Here is a 19219-nt window from a genome sequence, read left to right as displayed (position 1 = left end):
GGTTATCCACTGTGGATAACCTTTAAGGATAGGAAGTACAACGCAGTAAGTATGGAAGAGTGTCAAAGGTGTGGTTGCGTCGATTTAGGTAGAGAATATGGACGAGCTTTAGCGATTATGTATTACTGGGTTCAATATACATTGCATGTGGCAAGTTATAGGTTGAAAGATAGAACGAGAACGATTATTGCAGGTAGTAGGAAACATCTTGTTCATTTAGTTTGATAAGTCCGTCCTTGCGTTCGCGTGAGAGCACAAGAACAACATATAGACGCGGTACAAGCAGCCACAGATGCCAGAAAATCAGCGATAGGGTAAAGGACAAGGGTGACCATATTAAGCAGACGGTAATGATACATAGCCCAATCCAGCTCATATTGAGGTGGACCCGGACGAACATGCGGTAGCTAAAATGCTGGTCTGGGATATAGCCGAACCAAGGCATTTTGAGGTTCCATCGCCAGCGCCGTGCATAAGAGGTACGGACCAACAGTAATATGGTTCTGGCAATGACATAATGAATCCAAAGCGTAATCGGGCCTGCCAGGATAAAGAAGAAGAGGCCGGTCCAGGAGAATGCCAATAGGTTAAACAGGAGCATAATTACAGGCAGACACAAATAGCTGAAGATCACGCTGCGGGCAATGGCCTTTTTTTTGAGAAGCCGGTATTGATAAAAAGTGACTTTATTCTCCGGTTTCGGCGATCATACGATTACAAATCCTCCTTCTGGGATCACGTTCATTTGCAAAAGGTATTCGTTTTCATGAATAAGGAGACGGGTGATGCAGAGATGCGTATATGAACCTTGTGTGTGCTCCAGATTGATGTACAAGATATGAAAGTAGATTGTTCTTATACAAGTATACCGTCGAACGATCTGGCTGTCAGGTTCCGAATGGTGATGTATTATATATCGGCTGAAAATCCAAGTTTTTTTAAGATTATAGAATATAAGTTTTTGGAGCAGCAGGAGGAGTGGTAAATCACAGAGGAAAATGCAATGAAGTGCGGGTACGTTTCTTGTAATGGCCGTCCAGAAATGGTTTTCATATAATAGAAGAAGTTGCAGATCTGCGAGGCTGTTGCTGAATAATCGGGCGAGGAAAAGGGCTTCCAAATGCAGGCTGTCTCACGGAAGTATAGAACAAAAGGCATTTTCTTATGTTTGTTTTCGGTACAGACACCCATAGAGGGGTAGGCGAATATATATATTTTATAGAAAGAAAGCACTATGAAAAGGTTTAAAATAATAGAAACTGTGCAATACTGATAGTAATACGTAAAACAAGGTGGGATGGTTGATGGAAGGACACGCCGAACACACATGCATTATCTGCGAACAGACAAAAAGAGAAGGCATTTTTATTGTATCTGAATTTATATGTGACGCTTGTGAAGCAGAAATGGTTCATACGGATGCACAGGATGCCAAGTACAATTATTTTATACATCAAATGAAGCAGATTTGGGTGCAAAAGAACGCGTAAAGCGCGTTATATCATATTCGTGAAACATCACATTGATTTGTATCGATGTGCATAGGGGCCCTACCTAGGGGCCTTTTTCTGTTTTTATCGGGGAAAGAAGAAGGGGAAGATGGACATGATTAGCACCTGTGTGTGACAGGATATGAGGATGCGCCATTGGTGAAAACGGTGATTTGCACGGGGGCTGGACAATTCCTGATATAATGAAAGGAGAAGTTCTTCACCTCCAAGATTTGAATGCAGCAGATGGTGGGAGAGGAACAAGAGTGAGAAGGTCGAAGGTCGCTTTTGTTATGGAAAGAGCAGTGGTACGGCAGTATCAAAATTTATGAATGTACAGGATGATTATTCAATGGAGCATAAATCAAATACCGCACCTTTATATGAAGCGTTGCTTGCGTATCGTGATTCGGGGCAGCGTTCTTTTCATGTACCTGGACACAAGAATGGACAAGTCTATCGCAGGTTACTGGAGCAAGTGGAACAGCAGCAGTCAGATAGAGGAGTCGTTGACAATCACCGGAATGAGGGTGAGGCAAAGGGAAAACGAGGTATGGGACATTCAGTTTATGATGGGGAAGAGTGCTTTAGACAAGCTGAGGGACAAGGGGACGTCAATGAAATTGGGGGCTGACGGCTCCGGACGGGCATGGAAGTGACGGATCTGCAGCAGCTGTTGTACCTGTGAATGCGTTTCTGGAGATGATGCGGCTGGATGTGACGGAAATTTCGGGGACGGACGACTTGCATCATCCAGAAGGAGCAATATTGGAGGCGCAGCAGCTGGCAGCCGATTGTTTTGGGGCAGAGGAGAGCTTCTTCCTTGTCGGAGGCAGCACGGCTGGTAATTTGTCTTTGCTGCTGACCGTATGTAATGAACCGAACAGCCTTGTACTGGTACAGCGCAATGTGCATAAGTCCGTCATTCACGGGTTGATGCTGGCAGGCGCAAGGGCTGTATTCCTGGAGCCATGGGTTGATCCTGCGAGTGGACTTGCGGTGATGCCGTCTCTTGAGACGGTGCAGGCTGCTGTCCAGGCATATCCTGAGGCAAAGGCAGTCCTTGTGACGTTGCCCAATTATTACGGCATGGGCGCTGATCTGACGCCTATGGCCAAGGTTTGCCACGCGGCCGGCATGCCGCTGCTCGTGGATGAAGCGCATGGCGCGCATTATGGGCAGCATCCGGAGCTGCCAGCTTCTGCACTGTCCTGCGGAGCAGACGGTGTGGTGCAGTCGACCCACAAGATGCTGTCTGCTTTCACGATGGGAGCCATGCTGCACGTTCAGGGACCACGGTTAAATCGGTCCCTGCTGCGTCAGCGTCTGGCCATGGTGCAAAGCTCGAGCCCATCGTACCCGGTGATGGCGTCGCTTGATCTGGCGCGCCGCTTACTGCATACGCAGGGCGCGAATGCCTTCACGGCGGGGCTTGCCGCCGTGGATGCCTTTAAGCGCGGCCTCGCGGAGCTGCCGCGCTTTCGGTTGCTGCAGCCGGCACAGCTGCTGCAGCAAGAGCCGCCAGCCGGGGCGAAGCCGGCAGCTGGCGGGAAGTCCGAGGCCGCCGCTGCACCGGGGCGGCCTGAAGCAGTGCCCGCGGCGGCTTTGCCTTCAGCCGCGGGGTATACCGCTCAGGACCCGTTCAAGGCCGTCATCTATGACGGCACAGGGGTGCTGAGCGGTTATGGGCTGCAGCAGCAGCTGGAAGCGCGCGGCTGCGTGCCCGAAATGAGCGACGAACGATACGTCGTCCTGCTCTTCAGTCTTGGCTCGTCGCTGCGCGATGCCGAGCATCTACTGCAGGCTTTGCGGCAAATCAGCCTTGAGCAGGAGCAGAGCCAAGCTCTTGATGAGCAATCACAGCGTTTTACAAAAGAGGCTGAAAATTATATTTCCACGTGGAACAATTTTCAAGAAGGTACTCCTTTTCGGAGCCCATTCCGTTCACGTTGCAGCCGATTAAGGAGGAGGATACGACAGAGGTCTCCATCGAAAACAGTGTGGGTCTTCGCTCTGCGGAGATGGTCATCCCGTATCCGCCCGGCATACCTCTTGTGTACGCTGGTGAGCGAATAAGCGCGTCCATGGCAGCACGTATTAAGCTGCTTAGAGATGAAGGAGCAAGGTTCCATGGCGTATCCGATACTTCGCTGCAATCATTGAAAATCATCAAGGAATAACACAAGTTAGGACATCATTGTTGTCTAGGCATAAAGAAAGAAGGGAACGAACCTTGGATATTCCGCTAAAAAAATATACGGGAATAATCCTGCAAGTCATACTAATGTACGGTTTTTATTGGATAGGAAACCTAGTTCAGGCTTTACTACATCTGCCGTTAACAGGGAGTATTGTCGGGATGCTGCTTCTATTCATCGTCATTCAATTGGGATGGATCAGAATAAGCTGGGCGAAGAAGGATCATCCTGGCTTCAATCGAACTTGCAGTTATTATTTATCCCTCCCACAGTGGGCATTATCAATCATTTTGATTTTTTTAGAGCCAATACACTGCTGCTTGTTCTGGGATTGATCGTTAGTACGTTAGTTACCTGTCTGTTGTCTGCAAAAATCAGTGAATGGCTCATGGCTTGGAGATCGACGCATCAAGGCAAGAAGGAGGCGATCTCATGCTCACATTCATCCTCGGAATCGGAATGATTGCCCTGACCGTGGCTATATATGTCCCGGCGACTCATTTATATAGAAAATTGAAGTGGCCGATTCTTATGCCCGTATTGACGGCAACGGCAGTCATCGTACTGATCCTGCTCATTTCCGGTATAAAGCTCGATACGTACATGCTTGGTGGCAAATGGATACAGGAGTTATTGGGGCCGGCTGTAGTTTCCCTGGCATTCCCTTTGGCGAAACACCTTGATGTGCTGAAACGAAATATAATTCCGATATTGGGTGGGACCTTGGGTGGGAGCATCGTTGGCATGTCCACAGGGGCCGCCATATCTCTGCTGCTGGGTTATCCCCAAGAAATTGTTATTGCATTATTGCCCAAATCCATTACGACCCCCGTTGCCATTCAACTAGCGGATCAGGTGGGAGGAAATTCATCCTTCACTTCGTTATTTGTGATGATAGCCGGATTTTCGGGGATATTATTGGGACCCATGATAATGAAATGGGCCAGAGTAAGCAGCAAAAATGCGTATGGGATCGGACTCGGATCGGCTTCGCATGCACTGGGCATGGCAAGATCCTTTGAATATGGAGAGAATGCGGTAGCGCTGAGTTCGGTATCTATGATTGTCAGTGCTATCGCCGGTTCTGTCATGCTCCCTCTATGGGTGTGGATGATATACGGCTGATCAGGCCGCCTTATCAGAAATATTGGAGAATAGCTGACCGGTAACGCTGGATCATGTATAGTATTATAGTAACAAGCTTGTACCAAACTCGAACCAATCTATGGAGTAATCGTGAATATACACCTCTGGGCAGACTAATTCATAGTCTGTAGTAAGAGAGGATCGATCCCGTAGTTATCGCAGCACAATTAGGAGCAATTATCGATATAGAAAGCAGGGAAGCATATGCAGGGCAGAGGTAAATTCATTACGTTGGAAGGGGGAGAAGGGTCCGGCAAAACAACGATGATCAGCAAGCTAGGTTCTTACTTTGAAGAACAGGGTATACCATATGTAGTTACTCGGGAACCTGGCGGGATTGAAATTGCAGAGAAAATACGTGCCATCATCCTCAATCCTCTTCATACGGCAATGGATGCACGGACCGAAGCGCTGCTCTATGCAGCTGCACGCAGTCAGCATTTGGCGGAGAAGGTGGAGCCTGCATTGAAGGCAGGAAAGACAGTGATCTGTGACCGTTTTGTCGACAGCAGTTTGGCCTATCAGGGGTATGCTCGTGGTCTTGGCGTGGACAATGTATGGGCCATCAATCGGTTTGCAATAGGTGAGCTGATGCCTGATGTCACACTCTATCTGGATATTGAGCCGGAAGCAGGTCTTGCCCGTATTGATGCTCACGATGGACGTGAGGTTAATCGTCTGGATCTCGAAAGTCTGGAGTTCCACCGCAAGGTGCGTGAAGGCTATTTTCTACTGAAGGAGCAATTTCCTGACAGGATTAAGGTCATCGATGCTTCTCAAAAGCCGGAAGAGGTATTGGCAGCAATGATTTTGTCGCTTAAGACAGGGATTTTGAAGGATTTTGGCGAGTAATTGTCTAATATATAGATAGGGCATTTCACAAGGTGCTTATTCTGAAGGAGGTTATGCAGGATGAAACTGATTGTTGCGATTATACAGGATAAAGACAGCAACCGATTATCCAGCGCATTGGTCAAAGCAAATTTTCGGGCTACGAAATTGGCCAGTACCGGTGGATTTTTGAAGGCAGGCAACACGACGTTTATGATCGGTGTCGATGATGGTCAGGTCGAGTCCGTAATGAACGTCATTCGCAGCAGCTGTAAGGTTCGTGAACAGCTCGTGACTCCAGTCACTCCGATGAGCGGAACAACCGACTCTTACCTGCCGCTACCTGTCGAAGTTCAAGTAGGCGGAGCTACCGTGTTTGTTCTTCCAGTAGATCGATTCGAACACTTTTAATGATGCATTACGCATAAATCCAATGGAGCGTCCTTCTTGTTATCAAGAATCGCGTTCTCTGTCCGGAAGAAAGCTTTTCTATCAGGGAAAGATCTTATTTCGGACAGAGGCTGACTAACCAACGAACAGATCCATGTGGTGATATTTAACTACTATTATATATAGAGTATGATGTAGCACATATAAGGTCTCCTCCACGCACAGGCGCAGCGCGCACTGTGCTGATGGGCGATTGGCCTACTAAGAGAGAAAGCAGGCGTTTCCATGAAAATAAACCCTGGATTCCGACCAATGCAGAGTGGACTCAGTTCTTCCGATTCCGGCTCCAAACCGATTCAATCCAAAAATTTCTCTGATATGATGAATCACCAGGGTGAACGGGCATCACAGGCTGAACTTACCCGCCGATTAAGTGAGATCCAGATGCAGGGTGACCGTCTGTCTCGTTCCATGACCATTCGTGAATTGAAAGCATACAAGCAGCTTGTAAAAAGATTTCTGGAGGAAACGGTCCGCCGCGGTGTGTCCATGAAAGAGACGCGAGGATGGGATCGTCGGGGAAGAGGGAAGCGTTACAAGCTAATTGATGAGATTGACTCTGCCTTATTATCTATGGCGGACGAGCTTTTGGAAACAGAGGAAGGCAAGATTACGTTATTACAGCAAGTGGGAGAAATTCGGGGAATGCTTATTAATTTAAGCTTCTGAGGAGGAAGTATGTCCTTTCAACAAATTATGGGTCAACAGGCTGCCAAGCAGATGTTACAGAGTAGTTTGAGACGTCATGCCATAAGTCATGCCTATTTGTTTAGCGGACCATCCGGCAGTGGACAATTGCAGGCGGCGATAACATTTGCCAAAGCGATATTCTGTACAGAGCTTGAAGATGATGCCTGCGGACATTGTCTTGAATGTCGCAAGGTGGAACATGGAAATCATCCGGATCTAACTATGCTTGCACCGGATGGAAATAACATTAAAATTGATCAAATTCGGGATCTGCAGCGTATCTTTTCGTACCGATCAGAGGCTGGGCATCCCAAAGTATATATTATCGAACAAGCCGAGAAGATGACCGTACAGGCGGCCAACAGCTTGCTGAAGTTTCTGGAGGAACCTCAAGTGCCCGCGGTAGGCATATTGATTACGGATAACGGACAGGCAATGCTGCCTACCATCCGTTCACGCTCTCAATTGGTTCCTTTCAGTGCACTGAATCCGGAAGAGATGCTGCAATCACTGATTGCGGAAGGGCACCCTGGCAATCTGGCTCGCTCTGCCGTCCATTTAGCGTCAGGACTGGAAGCATGTAGAGAAATTCTCCAGCAGAATTGGTTTGCAGAAATTAGAAACGTAATGTTACAATTAGGGAAGGAGTCCCTGGGTAGAGGAAGTACATCATTGATCTCTGCACAGCAGAAGCTTTTTAAAACCGGACTCTCAGAACACCTGGATACGATGCTTAGCCTGTTCCATTTATGGTTCAGGGATATGCTGTATGTCCAGTATGGTAGGCATGAACATATCGTTTTTATAGATCAGTTGGACATGCTGTCTCAGTTGGCTCATACCCGCAGCACCGAGCAGTGGGTTTCCTATATGGATATGGCCGCAGCATGCAGAAAAAAATTGCGTTTCAATGTCAATGGCCAGCTTTGTCTGGAGCAATTTTTGATCGGTTTGGCATAAGAGTGGGAGAGGACAGATTTTGTTCCAATCATATGCAAACGGTTATAACTTCGGCGGGTTCCCTAAGAAGACAGGGCTTCAGACGAAGTGGGATTGGCTTACGAGGGGGTTAATTTTTTGTACAGTGTAGTGGGTGTCCGTTTCAAAAAAGCGGGCAAAATTTATTACTTCGATCCCCTGGACCTTCCCATTGAAAAAGAAAACTGCGTTATCGTGGAGACAGCGCGGGGGTAGAGTACGGTAAGGTTGTCGTTGGCAAGAAAGAAGTAGGCGAGTCTGATGTGGTGTTGCCGCTCAAAAAGGTCATCCGGGTTGCGGGCGAGACAGATGCCCGTGTTGTAGATGAGAACAAGCGTGCAGCAAAAGAAGCATTCGGTACTTGTTTAAATAAAATCAAAGACCATGGCCTCAAAATGAAGCTGGTCGATGTGGAATTTACGTTTGATCGCAATAAAATTATTTTTTATTTTACAGCTGAAGGAAGAGTGGATTTCCGGGAGCTGGTCAAGGATCTGGCAAGCATTTTCCGGACACGGATCGAACTGAGACAGATCGGTGTACGTGATGAAGCAAAGATGCTTGGAGGGATTGGACCTTGCGGCCGAGTATTATGTTGTTCTTCCTGGCTGGGAGACTTTGAGCCGGTATCAATCAAGATGGCTAAAGATCAGAGCCTGTCACTGAATCCGACGAAAATTTCCGGGTTGTGCGGAAGACTCATGTGTTGTCTGAAATTTGAGCATGATAACTATGAAAGTGTGAGAGAAGAATTGCCGGCTGTAGGCAAGTTGGTCGTCACCTCTTTGGGTGAAGGAAAAGTTGTCGGCATCAATGCCGGTAATCGCACAGTCCATGTTCAACTGTTCGACATCAGTAAAGTCAAAGAACTTCCGCTGGATGACGTCGTTATCAAGTAAACCATAAAGGTTGCTTCGGGGTGGAAACTTGGAAAAGAAAAATCTGTTTACGCACATTCATGAAATGGAAACCCAATTGGGTCAGTTGCACAGTGATTTAGGAGAGTTAAAAATGATTGTTAAAGAGCTGCTTGAGGATAATCAGCGGCTTACCATCGAGAATGAGCAGTTACGCAAACTGCTGAAGCGTGAGGTACCGGCAGATCTGCCCATCGCATCGGCGCTCGCTCCGGTAGCAAGGCCTGCGGGTCCAGCTACTGGTGAAGATGTTGTAGGTGAAGGGTATGATAATCTGGCTCGGTTGTATCACGAAGGATTCCATATCTGCAATGTCTATTATGGACATTTGCGGACGGAAGGCGATTGTCTGTTCTGCCTGTCTTTTTTGAATAAATGAAGTGGCCGTAGGGATCCCCTACGGTTTTTTTTCAAGGTTAAGAACCTTGTCTGAGATATAGAGTACCGGAGGATGAGTGTATCATATGACAGAAAAATCAGTAAAATTGCAAGATTCGGAGCGAATCGACGATCTGCTCTCTCATGATTTGAAGATTATTCAAAGTGATGAAGTGTTTAGTTTTTCAATGGATGCGGTATTATTGGCCCGATTTGCTTCAGTACCCAAGCGTGGTCGTGTGCTTGATTTGTGTACAGGTAATGGGGTTGTTCCCATCCTGTTGACCACACGAACGCAGGCGAGTCTGGAGGGCATTGAAATTCAGCCACGATTAGCGGATATGGCACGCCGCAGCGTACAGCTGAATGCATTGGAGGAATCAATTACGATTCATGAAGGTGATTTGCGTGAACTTGTGAAAGATACGGGCCATGCGGTATACGATGCCATAACAGTTAATCCTCCGTATATGCCGCTGAATGGAAGTGATCTCAAGATGAACAACCATCAGGCAATGGCACGCCATGAAATCGGGTGTACGCTGGAGGAAGTCATTCAGGCCTGTAATCGGCTGGTTCGTAATGGCGGTAAAGTATCCATGGTTCATCGCCCGCAGCGTTTAGGCGAGATCATCTCTCTGATGCGTGAGTATAAACTTGAACCGAAGCGAATTCGGATGGTACATCCCCGTGCTCATTTGGAAGCCAATATGGTGTTGATTGAAGCACTCAAGGATGGAAAACCGGAGGTACGCATGCTTCCACCGCTGATTGTCTACAATGAAGAGGGGAAATACTGCGAAGAAATTATGGACATATATTACGGGGCACAGCATGTACAACATACAACGGAAGGAGGGTTATAGATGACATTGCATATTCAGAAGAGCTACGCGGAGCAGTTGGGTGATGCCGGAAAATTATATCTGGTAGGAACACCGATTGGTAATCTGGACGATATGACATTTCGAGCAATCAAAACATTGCAGAGCTGTGACATCATTGCAGCAGAAGACACACGCCAGACTCGAAAGCTGCTCACCCATTTTGAAATTACACCATCGATGTTGTTCAGTTACCATGAGCATAATAAGGGAGCCAGTGGGCCTGAACTAATACGCTATATAATAGAAGGAAAAAATTTGGCGCTCGTCAGTGATGCCGGTCTGCCGGCCATTTCGGACCCTGGATCCGATCTTGTAAAACTTGCACTTGAAGCCGGAATTACGGTCATTCCCATTCCTGGAGCCAATGCAGCGTTATCAGCTCTAATCGTATCCGGTTTACCGACGGAGCGTTTCACATTCGGCGGTTTTTTGCCGCGGGAGAAAAAAGACATGCGAAAAGTGATGGAAGCTTTTAATGAGTCCAACGGTACTTTACTATTTTATGAATCCCCTCACCGTATTCGCAAAACTTTGGCCTATCTCGAAGAGATTCTGGGTGATCGGTCGATTGTACTGGCACGTGAGCTGACGAAGCGTCATGAGGAGTTCGCAAGAGGCAGTATCCAAGAGTGCATTGACTGGCTTGAGGAACATCCACCACTTGGGGAATATTGTTTGCTTGTAGAAGGCATCAGGGAAGAGGAGCGTAAGGCCGAGCGGGAAGCCTGGTGGCAACTGCTGTCTTTGGAGGATCATGTAAGTCATTATGAGAATGAAGGACTTAGTCGGAAAGATGCGATGAAGAAAACGGCAACGGATCGTGGTTTGACAAAACGAGATGTGTATAATGCTTTAATCTAATAACGGATCAACAAATATATACTGGAATAGGGAACATAAACTTAAAGGAACCTTAGACCCAACCTTAACGGATTATGAAAATAAGCAGAGCGGAGAAAATTTATTTCAAACGTCACCGCTCTGCTTTTTGAAGCTAAACAGACTCGTAGCTTAATCTATTGGGTAATGAAAACCATAATAAAGCAAAAAAATACCTTCCAGCGGTGGGGTTCACACCGGGAAGGCGATCAAGGAATATAAAAAGGTTAGAAATAACAATTTAATAAGACCATTATACCTGATATTTCTTATTTTGTCACAGGTGCAGGGATTTCGGAAATACATTCGTTACAAACAATTTTACCTTTGAAATAAGTAACGTTCTCTGCATTGCCACAGAAGATACAAGCTGGCTCGTATTTTTTCAACATGATACGCTCGCCGTCAACATAGATCTCAAGAGCGTCTTTTTCACCAATACCGAGCGTACGGCGCAATTCGATTGGAATAACTACCCGTCCCAGTTCATCCACTTTTCTTACAATACCTGTTGATTTCATCATTATAATCAGTGCTCCTCTCAGCTAACGATCATTGTCATTATTCGACATTATTTTATGTTTTATGATACTCATCATACCAACGATTCCCAAAACAGTCAACCTTAAAATTAGCTTAAAATAAAGGCTGTTTTTGATAAGATTACGAGTGGTAAGGGATTGGAAGCTATTTTTCGTATTTAAACATCCATGACAGCTTTGTCGATTTGGAAAACGACAAAACTACCTTATTCGACAAGATTCGTCAAAGCGTGTCGAATCCTTGGTGGTATTATACTTAAAAGCGACAACTACAAACGATATTTAAAGGAGTGAATAGACATGGAACAGCGTTTAACGGAAGAAAAGGTGTTTAAAGATCCGGTACATAATTATATCCATGTGCAAGATCCGATTATATGGCAGTTGATCAACACGCCCGAGTTTCAACGTTTACGCCGAATCCGTCAATTAGGAACATCATTTCTAACTTTCCACGGTGCAGAGCACAGTCGCTTCTCACATTCCCTGGGTGTCTACGAAATTACGCGTAAGATTATTTCCCAGTTCGAAAGAAGTCACTATTCAGATTGGCCAAAGGAGGAAAAAACGGTAGCCCTTTGCGCAGCATTGCTCCATGATCTTGGGCATGGGCCATTCTCTCACTCTATAGAAGAAGCTTTCGATATGAATCATGAGGATTGGACTTGTCGGATCATTACTGGTGATACCGAAGTAGGGGCGATCTTAAGACGGTATGCTCCCGATTTTCCCGAGAAAGTGGCTTCAGTTATTCAAAAAACGTATGAAAAGCCCATTGTTGTTAATTTGGTCACCAGTCCACTGGATGCGGACCGCATGGATTATTTGCTGCGGGATGCCTACTTCACAGGTGTAAATTATGGGACGATCGACCTTGACCGTATCCTGCGTATGCTGCGTCCATATCACGGACGAATCGTGGTTAAGGAGTCGGGCATGCACGCCGTGGAGGATTACTTGATGTCCAGGTACCAGATGTACTGGCAAATTTACTTTCATCCGGTTACCCGAAGTTCGGAAATTATACTGCGGCAAATATTTAAGCGGGCGAAAAGTCTCATACAGCAAGGTTTCCAATTCCGCTTCATGATCGATCCACTGCCCCAGTTATTCGATGGAGATATATCGGTGGTCGAATATTTACAACTGGACGAAGCTTTGATACAGACGGCATTTATGCAGTGGCGCAAAGAGGACGATGCTGTTCTAAGTGAGTTATGCGAACGTTTTATAGACCGCAAATTATATAAGTATGTAGAGATTGAACAGATCGACGTAAACATGATTGAAGAGATTCGGGAAGCCTTCACTGTAGCAGGTCTCAATCCCGAGTATGATCTGGAAATTGATTTTCCATCGGATAATCCGTATGATGTGTTTCGTCCGGATGAATCGACGGACAAGCAGATTCTGCTGCTTGATCGGCAAGACAAGTTACATGAGTTGTCAGAGATGTCCGACATCGTCCGTTCAATCAGTGGTCTTCATCGGGGAAAACATCACTTGTATTATCCGCAAAATAAGGTGGATGCGATTGTTCATGAATTACCGTCCCATATACGCCCCTATTTCTCACATTAAATGGTGTGCAATGCTGTTGATGAGTCATGATGCAAAAGGCTTTCTAAAAGAGCTATTTTCATGATACAGTAATCTGCTTTAATGGAGAGTACATGTAGATCGACATAATTTTGTAATCAGAGCAATTAGAATACAACTCAGTCGGCTAAAATTAAGCAACATATAGATATGAAAGAACTCGTTCGCTCTACATGTTGTGCTCAACGAACGAATGAAATGAAATATAGATAAAAGCACGATCTAATTAGTAATATTTATTTCTGGTTAAGATCTGCAGAGTGGATAAGAAGAGATTGTCGTTGATTCGACACGAAGGGAGAAATACAAAATGATGTTGTTCGACACACATACCCACCTGGATGCTCCACAATTCGACGAGGACCGCGAGGAAATGATTCAGCGTGCTGTGGATGCAGGCGTTGGCCGCATGATTAACGTAGGCTTTAACCGGGAGACCATTCCAACCACGATGAAGCTGGCTGAAACCTATGATTTTATATATGCTGCAGTAGGTTGGCACCCTGTAGATGCGATCACGATGCAGGAGGGTGATCTGGAATGGATTGCATCTTTATGCAAGCATGAAAAAGTGGTAGCCATTGGTGAAATTGGTCTAGACTATTATTGGGACACTTCACCAAAAGAGGTTCAACATCGCGTATTACGACAACAGATTGGACTGGCTCGTGAGTTGAATATGCCGATTGTCATTCACAACCGGGATGCGCATGAGGATATTGTAAAGATTCTGCGTGAAGAAAAGGCTGGAGAAGTAGGCGGTGTCATGCATTCGTTCTCTGGCAGCTGGGAAACGGCAAAAATGTGCCTGGATTTGGGCTTCCATCTTTCCTTCGGAGGGCCAATCACGTTCAAAAATGCGAAGCAGCCGAAAGAGGTACTTGAGAAGGTTCCTATGGACCGATTTTTCATCGAAACCGATGCTCCTTATTTGACACCTCACCCTTATCGTGGAAAACGAAATGAGACAGCGCATGTACGTCTGGTTGCAGAAGCAGCTGCGGAAATTAAAGGCATTTCGGTAGAGGAAATTGCAGCAATAACGACCAGAAATGCCATGGAACGATTTGGGATTCGTTAAAATATCGAGCAAAACGGGTGAAAAAGTGAGTTAGGCGGAGTTAATTTGCTTTTTGATCCAAATAAATCAAGAATATTACAATATTTTAACCAAATATTTAGAAAAACGTACTTGAACAACGCTTTACAACATGCATAGAAACAGGATATCATCTTTTCAGTGAATTGTTGTGCGGAAAATTGGACAGATGTTCGGGGGATGAACAAAGGGACACTTTCCGATGAAACAACATTACTTTCATGAATCAGTCTCGCTGAGTCTCCGTTAACGGAGAGCGGGGGAACCAATAGGGCTTAAACATCGGTGATTTCAGCCGATGCGCAACATGCGCTGACCCAAAAGCAGCGTATAAATCTGCGAAGCCGTATTTGATTTCTTCTTTGGGTCTCGGGGTGAATTCAAGGGCGTCCGCCATGAGCGGGTGACCGGAGATAGGGCGGCTCTCTTTCGCCCGAACCCGACAGCTAACCTCGCAAGCGGAAAAGAGAGGCAACCTCGTGCATGAATTTCCGATATTCAGAATCATTCGGAAGCCACGAAAGAGTTCCTCTTAAACTCTTTCTTTGGCTTTTTTGTTTTTGAATAAAAGAAATACTGTCATCATACGGTAAGTATTCAGGAGGATGACATCATGTTGCGAAGAGTGATTCATGGTGCAGAACCGATTATGTTGGTCCGATCTGTGTTCTGTAGAAAATTTGGTATAGTCGCGTCAAAGACATCATGCATTACTTTAGACGGCGAGGCTATGAAGGAGGACGGAGAAGTGGGCACATTCCAACCAGAAGAGACCCATGAGTCACGATCATCCAGTAAGTCTTTCGCGTTGCGGTGGAAGCATGAGAACTTGCGTCAAATGGCATTGATCGCGATTTTCTCAATTGCGCTTACAATCATGATCTTGTTAGTCGTTTACGGTCAGGCCGGGAAACAAATTTCACTGGTTATTGATGGCAAAGCTCAAGCGGTAGAGACTCGTACAGGAATGCTTCAGGAAATGCTGGAGGAGCAGTCAATCACAGTCAGCCCTCACGATCAGGTATCCATGCCCTTGAACGGGGCGATCACAGATGGAGACCGCATCGTTATTGAGCGGGCAGTTCCAGTTAAGATTACGGCAGACGGAGACACCAAGACTCTGTATACAACCGATTCATCGGTAAAAGATGCGATTAAAAAATCAGGTATTCAGATTGCAAGTGAAGACAAAGTGTATCCTGCGCTGGGAACCACTGTTGAAGCGGATATGAAAATTCGGGTAGTGCGCGTAACCAAGCGTACGGTGGAAGTGGAAAAGCCGATCGCTTATAAAGTGATCAAAACGGCTGACCCTAGCTTATACAAAGGCGACAATCGTGTCGTTGTGAGCGGTAAAGAAGGCACACTTGTACAGCATATTGAAAAAGTGTTCCAGGATGGAGAATTGGTCTCCAAAAAAATGGTGGGTAAATCGATCGCAACGAATCGCGTCGATAAAGTTATCGCCGTTGGCACCAAAGCAAAACCTGTTGTGAAAGAGCCAGTGATTCAGACGGTATCGGCGCAGACTTCTACAACCAAAACAGCAACAACCACGAACTCGAAGAAAACCGCTGCCTCGGGCAGCAAAGTAATTACCGTCTCAGGCAATTCTTTTAAATATTCAAAAGTATTGAAAAATGTATCCATGACGGCATACTCTTCTGAAGAGCCCGGTATCGGCACAAAAACAGCATCAGGCACTCGGGTAACCGAGGGACGTACCATTGCGGTTGATCCCAAAATCATTCCGATTGGCTGGTGGGTGTATATCGAGGGCCTTGGCTTCCGTCGTGCGGAAGACACCGGTGGTGCCATTAAAGGCAACAAAATTGATGTGTATTATGATAGTGTGAAGCATGCCCTGAACTTCGGACGGAAGAAAGGCAAGACGGTATATGTGATTGGTCCGGTGAAGCCGGAAGCAAACTAAAATCGTTTTACTTTGATATGGGAATGCTATAAAATATAAGCATGAATGATTCATGCGGAATATGCGTCGGAGGGGTCTGAATTCAGTCTCCCCGCCGTTTAGCAGAGAAGAGGATACTCCTCTTCTTTTTGCGTTAGAAAGGAAGAAATGGAACATGATAAAAGAAGTGATCGTGGTGGAAGGCCGTGATGACACCGTAGCCATTCGCCGTGCGGTTCAGGCAGATACAATTGAGACCGGTGGATCGGCCATCAACCAGCGCATTCTAAAGCGGATTGCACTTGCTCAAGAGAGACGTGGTGTCATCGTACTGACAGACCCGGATCACGCGGGTGAACGTATTCGTAAAATCATTGCCAATAAAGTACCTGGTTGCAAGCATGCCTTCATTCCGGAGGCGGATGCTACGCGCAAAGGCGACATCGGAGTGGAGAACGCCTCACCGGAGGCGATTCGTCATGCACTGGCTCGTGTGCATACGTCATATGAAGGCGCACCAAGTCTGATCGATTGGGAGGATCTGATTGCGGCGGGACTGATTGTGCACCCACAGGCTGCTGCACGTCGCATGGAGATGGGCAATTTGCTGGGCATTGGTTATTGCAACGGCAAGCAGTTCCACAAGCGATTGAGTGTATTCCAGATTACCCGGGAAGAGTTCTCCGAAGCATTATCGCAAATTGAACGTGAAGGATTGTGAGCGTATGAAGGGCATGGAAGAAACCGTAGAGATTGCAACACCCAAACGGACCAAAGAAATTATTCAAAGACACGGATTTTCATTCAAGAAGAGCCTGGGTCAGAACTTTCTGATCGATCAAAATATATTGAACAAAATTGTAAATGCAGCTGACTTGGACGAGTCCAAGGGCGCGCTTGAGATCGGACCGGGTATTGGTGCACTCACAGAACGTCTGGCTCGGGTAGCCGGGCCTGTAACGGCTGTAGAAATAGATCAGCGACTGTTACCGATTCTGGGGGAAGTGATGGAGCCTTATCCGAACGTTCGTGTGCATCACGGGGATGTGCTGAAGCTCGATCTGGCTGAGCTGTTCCGTACGGATTTTGGAACGGTAGATAAAGTGAGTGTTGTAGCCAATCTGCCTTATTATGTAACGACGCCAATCATGATGAAGCTACTCGAAGAAAAGCTACCTGTGGACAGCATTGTGGTCATGATCCAGAAGGAAGTGGCGGAACGTATGGCTGCTGCACCAGGATCAAAGGACTATGGCAGTCTGAGCATTGCGGTTCAGTACTACAGTATGCCGGAATTGGTCTGCGTTGTGCCGCCTACAGTCTTTATTCCGCAGCCTAATGTGGAATCGGCTGTAATCAAGCTGAAGGTGCGTGAGCAGCCGCCGGTTGAAATTCCCGACGAGGCACATTACTTCGAAGTGGTACAGGCTTCTTTTGCTCAGCGTAGAAAAACGATCTCGAATAATCTGAAAGCTCGTTTCTTCACAAAGGAGAACAGAGAACAGGCTGATCAGCTGTTGGAGCAGGCTGGTATTCAACCTTCGAGACGAGGAGAAACATTGAGTTTGCAGGAATACGCCACACTCAGTACCGTAATGTGGGAAGCCGGGGTACGCGCAGCTCTGTAAAAATTCGGATGAACCAATCCGGGTTTCTGCCCATACGATGGGGTAGAGGTGATTATGTTGATGAATATCGGAGACTTGGTCGTTCGTAAGTCATACGGTGGAGATGTGACTTTCCGGGTGGAAGGCCTCCAGTCGGACGGTGCCATCATTAAAGGGACCGAGTTCCGGCTGTTAGCCGATTCCCCTGTGGACGATTTGATACAGGTTCCTTATGAACCGCAGAGTGCCAAGACAAGGCAGGCCCATGTGAAGGCTCATCAGACGCTTTCGCGTCTGCAGCAGAATCGGATGGAACAGGCCGAGCGCAATCGTGAAGGCTTGCTACAGGAATGGTCTGTCCAACAAGACCCTGCTTATTTCGAGATGCCTGGCAAAGTGCTGCACCTGGATGGCGATCCCAATTATCTAAAAAAAAGCATGAACCTTTATGAGCAGCTTCGTGTTCCCGCAGAGGGGCAATATGTACACGAGTCTGCCATGGCGGACACTTTATTTCGTCTGCTTCCCAAAGTGCGTCCGGATATCGTCGTCATTACCGGCCATGACGGGGTACTCAAGACTCGTCAGCCCTATGACTTATATAGTCTGGGAAGCTACAAGAATTCGCAAAATTTCGTATCAGCCATTCAGGTGGCTAGGCAATATGAACGTCATCTGGATGCGCTCACGATTGTAGCTGGCGCGTGTCAGTCCCATTTTGAAGCCCTGCTGCGGGCTGGGGCAAACTTTGCGAGTTCACCAGGCAGAATTCTCATTCATGCCCTTGACCCGGTCTATGTGGCAGCCAAGGCTGCCTTCACGTCGGTGCGGGAAACGGTGAACATGAACGACGTTCTGCATAACACGATCAGTGGTAGCCAGGGTGTGGGCGGCGTAGAGACACGGGGAAGTTATCGGGTAGGTCTGCCGGGATTGAATGATTTATCTACGTTAAAAGTGAATCCGTCAGCCGTCTAAAGATAGCAGAATAAAGTCCCTTTTTGGGGCTTTTTTTCTTTGCAAAAAAATTCATTGACAACAACTTTTTGATACTGATATAATAATTAGTTTTGATTTGACAATGACTGTAAAATCCGGTATAATGGACAAGAAAAGAGGTGGTCGTCGACAATGGCTAAAAATACGCTATTGGATATCAAACGCAATCTCGATGCACATATCGGTCAGAAAATTATGCTGCGGGCTAATGGTGGCCGCCGTAAGACCATTGAGCGTACGGGTGTATTGGAAGAAACGTACCCTTCTGTTTTTATTGTTAAGCTTGATGAGGAGCAAGAAACTTTCAAGCGAGTATCCTACAGTTATGCTGATATACTTACGGAATCGGTGGAAGTCATGGTATTTGATCCAGGCAGCCAGACGCATAGCCCCTACATGGAGACGTAAGTATCGATTTACGGCGATTCTGCCCTTCGGGCAGGTCGCTTTTTTTATTTTTTGGAAGTCACGCTCAATTCATCTGGAAGCCATATATGATCAGGAATGAGTCTAGGGAAGAAGCGGCATACTATTTGAACAGGTTTAAGGCATTTTCCTGGAGTAGCTCAAAGGAAATGAGCTTGGCCTGGGGGCAAATAGTCCCGAATACGACTGGA

At 46.5% G+C, this 19219-nt stretch carries 18 protein-coding genes, 3 pseudogenes and 1 riboswitch; of the genes and pseudogenes, 19 read left to right on the top strand and 2 right to left on the bottom strand.

From position 1 onward, the window contains the following. Positions 1–184: 184 nt before the first annotated feature. Positions 185–634, bottom strand: a complete 450-nt coding sequence (locus tag ACTWJ7_RS02060; protein WP_443145082.1) for a hypothetical protein — start codon at positions 632–634, stop codon at positions 185–187. A gap of 670 nt (positions 635–1304) precedes the next feature. Between ACTWJ7_RS02060 and ACTWJ7_RS02055 the strand changes: the two genes are divergently transcribed. The 12 genes and pseudogenes from ACTWJ7_RS02055 to rsmI all read left to right on the top strand — a co-directional run bounded on the left by ACTWJ7_RS02055 (position 1305) and on the right by rsmI (position 10826). Next, positions 1305–1490, top strand: coding sequence for a sigma factor G inhibitor Gin (locus ACTWJ7_RS02055; RefSeq protein ID WP_024633689.1), 186 nt, complete (start codon positions 1305–1307; stop codon positions 1488–1490). Between the two features lie 352 nt (positions 1491–1842). Further along, positions 1843–3670, top strand: a pseudogene (locus tag ACTWJ7_RS02050) (aminotransferase class I/II-fold pyridoxal phosphate-dependent enzyme). Between the two features lie 104 nt (positions 3671–3774). Next, positions 3775–4151, top strand: a pseudogene (locus tag ACTWJ7_RS02045) (CidA/LrgA family protein). Then, positions 4121–4813 carry an LrgB family protein gene (locus ACTWJ7_RS02040; RefSeq protein ID WP_301882537.1) on the top strand — a complete coding sequence of 231 codons (693 nt, stop codon included), beginning with the start codon at positions 4121–4123 and terminating at the stop codon, positions 4811–4813. The pseudogene ACTWJ7_RS02045 and the gene ACTWJ7_RS02040 overlap by 31 nt, the downstream one beginning before the upstream one ends. Before the next feature lie 225 nt (positions 4814–5038). Next, positions 5039–5686, top strand: a complete 648-nt coding sequence (gene tmk, locus ACTWJ7_RS02035) for a dTMP kinase (RefSeq protein ID WP_079347417.1) — start codon at positions 5039–5041, stop codon at positions 5684–5686. 60 nt (positions 5687–5746) lie between these two features. Then, a complete protein-coding gene (locus ACTWJ7_RS02030; RefSeq protein WP_017691391.1) occupies positions 5747–6076 on the top strand; it encodes a cyclic-di-AMP receptor in 330 nt (109 codons plus the stop codon). Positions 6077–6340: 264 nt separating this feature from the next. Next, positions 6341–6784 carry a YaaR family protein gene (locus ACTWJ7_RS02025; RefSeq protein WP_301882535.1) on the top strand — a complete coding sequence of 148 codons (444 nt, stop codon included), beginning with the start codon at positions 6341–6343 and terminating at the stop codon, positions 6782–6784. 9 nt (positions 6785–6793) lie between these two features. After that, on the top strand, positions 6794–7765 hold the full coding sequence (holB, locus tag ACTWJ7_RS02020) for a DNA polymerase III subunit delta' (protein WP_301882534.1): 972 nt from the start codon (positions 6794–6796) through the stop codon (positions 7763–7765). A gap of 117 nt (positions 7766–7882) precedes the next feature. Then, positions 7883–8682: pseudogene (locus tag ACTWJ7_RS02015) on the top strand (PSP1 domain-containing protein). A 28-nt stretch (positions 8683–8710) separates the two neighbouring features. Then, complete coding sequence (locus ACTWJ7_RS02010) at positions 8711–9079, top strand: initiation-control protein YabA (RefSeq protein ID WP_079347422.1); 369 nt, start codon at positions 8711–8713, stop codon at positions 9077–9079. An 85-nt stretch (positions 9080–9164) separates the two neighbouring features. Then, positions 9165–9944: a tRNA1(Val) (adenine(37)-N6)-methyltransferase gene (locus tag ACTWJ7_RS02005; RefSeq protein WP_301882533.1), complete on the top strand. Its 780-nt coding sequence runs from the start codon at positions 9165–9167 to the stop codon at positions 9942–9944. Beyond that, positions 9945–10826 (top strand): 16S rRNA (cytidine(1402)-2'-O)-methyltransferase, encoded by an 882-nt coding sequence (rsmI, locus tag ACTWJ7_RS02000; protein WP_301882531.1) that lies wholly within the window; start codon positions 9945–9947, stop codon positions 10824–10826. A 287-nt stretch (positions 10827–11113) separates the two neighbouring features. On the opposite strand, the gene ACTWJ7_RS01995 is transcribed toward rsmI, so the two are convergent. Then, positions 11114–11368: an AbrB/MazE/SpoVT family DNA-binding domain-containing protein gene (locus ACTWJ7_RS01995; protein WP_024633700.1), complete on the bottom strand. Its 255-nt coding sequence runs from the start codon at positions 11366–11368 to the stop codon at positions 11114–11116. 318 nt (positions 11369–11686) lie between these two features. On the opposite strand from ACTWJ7_RS01995, the gene ACTWJ7_RS01990 reads away from it, so the two are divergent. The 7 genes from ACTWJ7_RS01990 (at position 11687) to veg (ending at position 19010) form a co-directional block, all read left to right on the top strand. Beyond that, positions 11687–12967: an HD domain-containing protein gene (locus ACTWJ7_RS01990; protein WP_079347429.1), complete on the top strand. Its 1281-nt coding sequence runs from the start codon at positions 11687–11689 to the stop codon at positions 12965–12967. A gap of 328 nt (positions 12968–13295) precedes the next feature. Then, positions 13296–14066 carry a TatD family hydrolase gene (locus ACTWJ7_RS01985; protein WP_179132708.1) on the top strand — a complete coding sequence of 257 codons (771 nt, stop codon included), beginning with the start codon at positions 13296–13298 and terminating at the stop codon, positions 14064–14066. Between the two features lie 241 nt (positions 14067–14307). Then, a riboswitch (cyclic di-AMP (ydaO/yuaA leader) is annotated at positions 14308–14560 on the top strand. 272 nt (positions 14561–14832) lie between these two features. Beyond that, a complete protein-coding gene (locus ACTWJ7_RS01980) occupies positions 14833–16017 on the top strand; it encodes a 3D domain-containing protein (RefSeq protein WP_079347431.1) in 1185 nt (394 codons plus the stop codon). 154 nt (positions 16018–16171) lie between these two features. Beyond that, positions 16172–16717 (top strand): ribonuclease M5, encoded by a 546-nt coding sequence (gene rnmV, locus ACTWJ7_RS01975; protein WP_024633704.1) that lies wholly within the window; start codon positions 16172–16174, stop codon positions 16715–16717. A 4-nt stretch (positions 16718–16721) separates the two neighbouring features. Next, entirely contained in the window at positions 16722–17624 is a 903-nt protein-coding gene (gene rsmA / locus ACTWJ7_RS01970) for a 16S rRNA (adenine(1518)-N(6)/adenine(1519)-N(6))-dimethyltransferase RsmA (RefSeq protein WP_301882527.1), read from the top strand. A gap of 60 nt (positions 17625–17684) precedes the next feature. Continuing rightward, a complete protein-coding gene (yabG, locus tag ACTWJ7_RS01965; protein ID WP_301882526.1) occupies positions 17685–18581 on the top strand; it encodes a sporulation peptidase YabG in 897 nt (298 codons plus the stop codon). A 153-nt stretch (positions 18582–18734) separates the two neighbouring features. Next, positions 18735–19010, top strand: a complete 276-nt coding sequence (gene veg / locus ACTWJ7_RS01960) for a biofilm formation stimulator Veg (RefSeq protein WP_024633707.1) — start codon at positions 18735–18737, stop codon at positions 19008–19010. The last annotated feature ends 209 nt before the right edge of the window (positions 19011–19219 follow it).

Source organism: Paenibacillus sp. 1A_MP2 (genome assembly GCF_052244825.1).
GTDB lineage: Bacteria > Bacillota > Bacilli > Paenibacillales > Paenibacillaceae > Paenibacillus > Paenibacillus vandeheii.
This window is presented reverse-complemented; position numbering and strand designations above follow the sequence as displayed.

Bases quoted from the DNA above. Each gene is read 5' to 3' on its own strand.
- ACTWJ7_RS02005 (WP_301882533.1), top strand. From the start codon at position 9,165: ATGACAGAAAAATCAGTAAAATTGCAAGATTCGGAGCGAATCGACGAT.
- rnmV (WP_024633704.1), top strand. From the start codon at position 16,172: ATGATAAAAGAAGTGATCGTGGTGGAAGGCCGTGATGACACCGTAGCC.
- tmk (WP_079347417.1), top strand. From the start codon at position 5,039: ATGCAGGGCAGAGGTAAATTCATTACGTTGGAAGGGGGAGAAGGGTCC.
- ACTWJ7_RS02055 (WP_024633689.1), top strand. From the start codon at position 1,305: ATGGAAGGACACGCCGAACACACATGCATTATCTGCGAACAGACAAAA.
- holB (WP_301882534.1), top strand. From the start codon at position 6,794: ATGTCCTTTCAACAAATTATGGGTCAACAGGCTGCCAAGCAGATGTTA.
- yabG (WP_301882526.1), top strand. From the start codon at position 17,685: ATGAATATCGGAGACTTGGTCGTTCGTAAGTCATACGGTGGAGATGTG.
- ACTWJ7_RS02030 (WP_017691391.1), top strand. From the start codon at position 5,747: ATGAAACTGATTGTTGCGATTATACAGGATAAAGACAGCAACCGATTA.
- ACTWJ7_RS01990 (WP_079347429.1), top strand. From the start codon at position 11,687: ATGGAACAGCGTTTAACGGAAGAAAAGGTGTTTAAAGATCCGGTACAT.
- ACTWJ7_RS02040 (WP_301882537.1), top strand. From the start codon at position 4,121: ATGCTCACATTCATCCTCGGAATCGGAATGATTGCCCTGACCGTGGCT.
- ACTWJ7_RS01995 (WP_024633700.1), bottom strand. From the start codon at position 11,368: ATGATGAAATCAACAGGTATTGTAAGAAAAGTGGATGAACTGGGACGG.
- veg (WP_024633707.1), top strand. From the start codon at position 18,735: ATGGCTAAAAATACGCTATTGGATATCAAACGCAATCTCGATGCACAT.
- ACTWJ7_RS02025 (WP_301882535.1), top strand. From the start codon at position 6,341: ATGAAAATAAACCCTGGATTCCGACCAATGCAGAGTGGACTCAGTTCT.
- rsmA (WP_301882527.1), top strand. From the start codon at position 16,722: ATGAAGGGCATGGAAGAAACCGTAGAGATTGCAACACCCAAACGGACC.
- ACTWJ7_RS01985 (WP_179132708.1), top strand. From the start codon at position 13,296: ATGATGTTGTTCGACACACATACCCACCTGGATGCTCCACAATTCGAC.
- rsmI (WP_301882531.1), top strand. From the start codon at position 9,945: ATGACATTGCATATTCAGAAGAGCTACGCGGAGCAGTTGGGTGATGCC.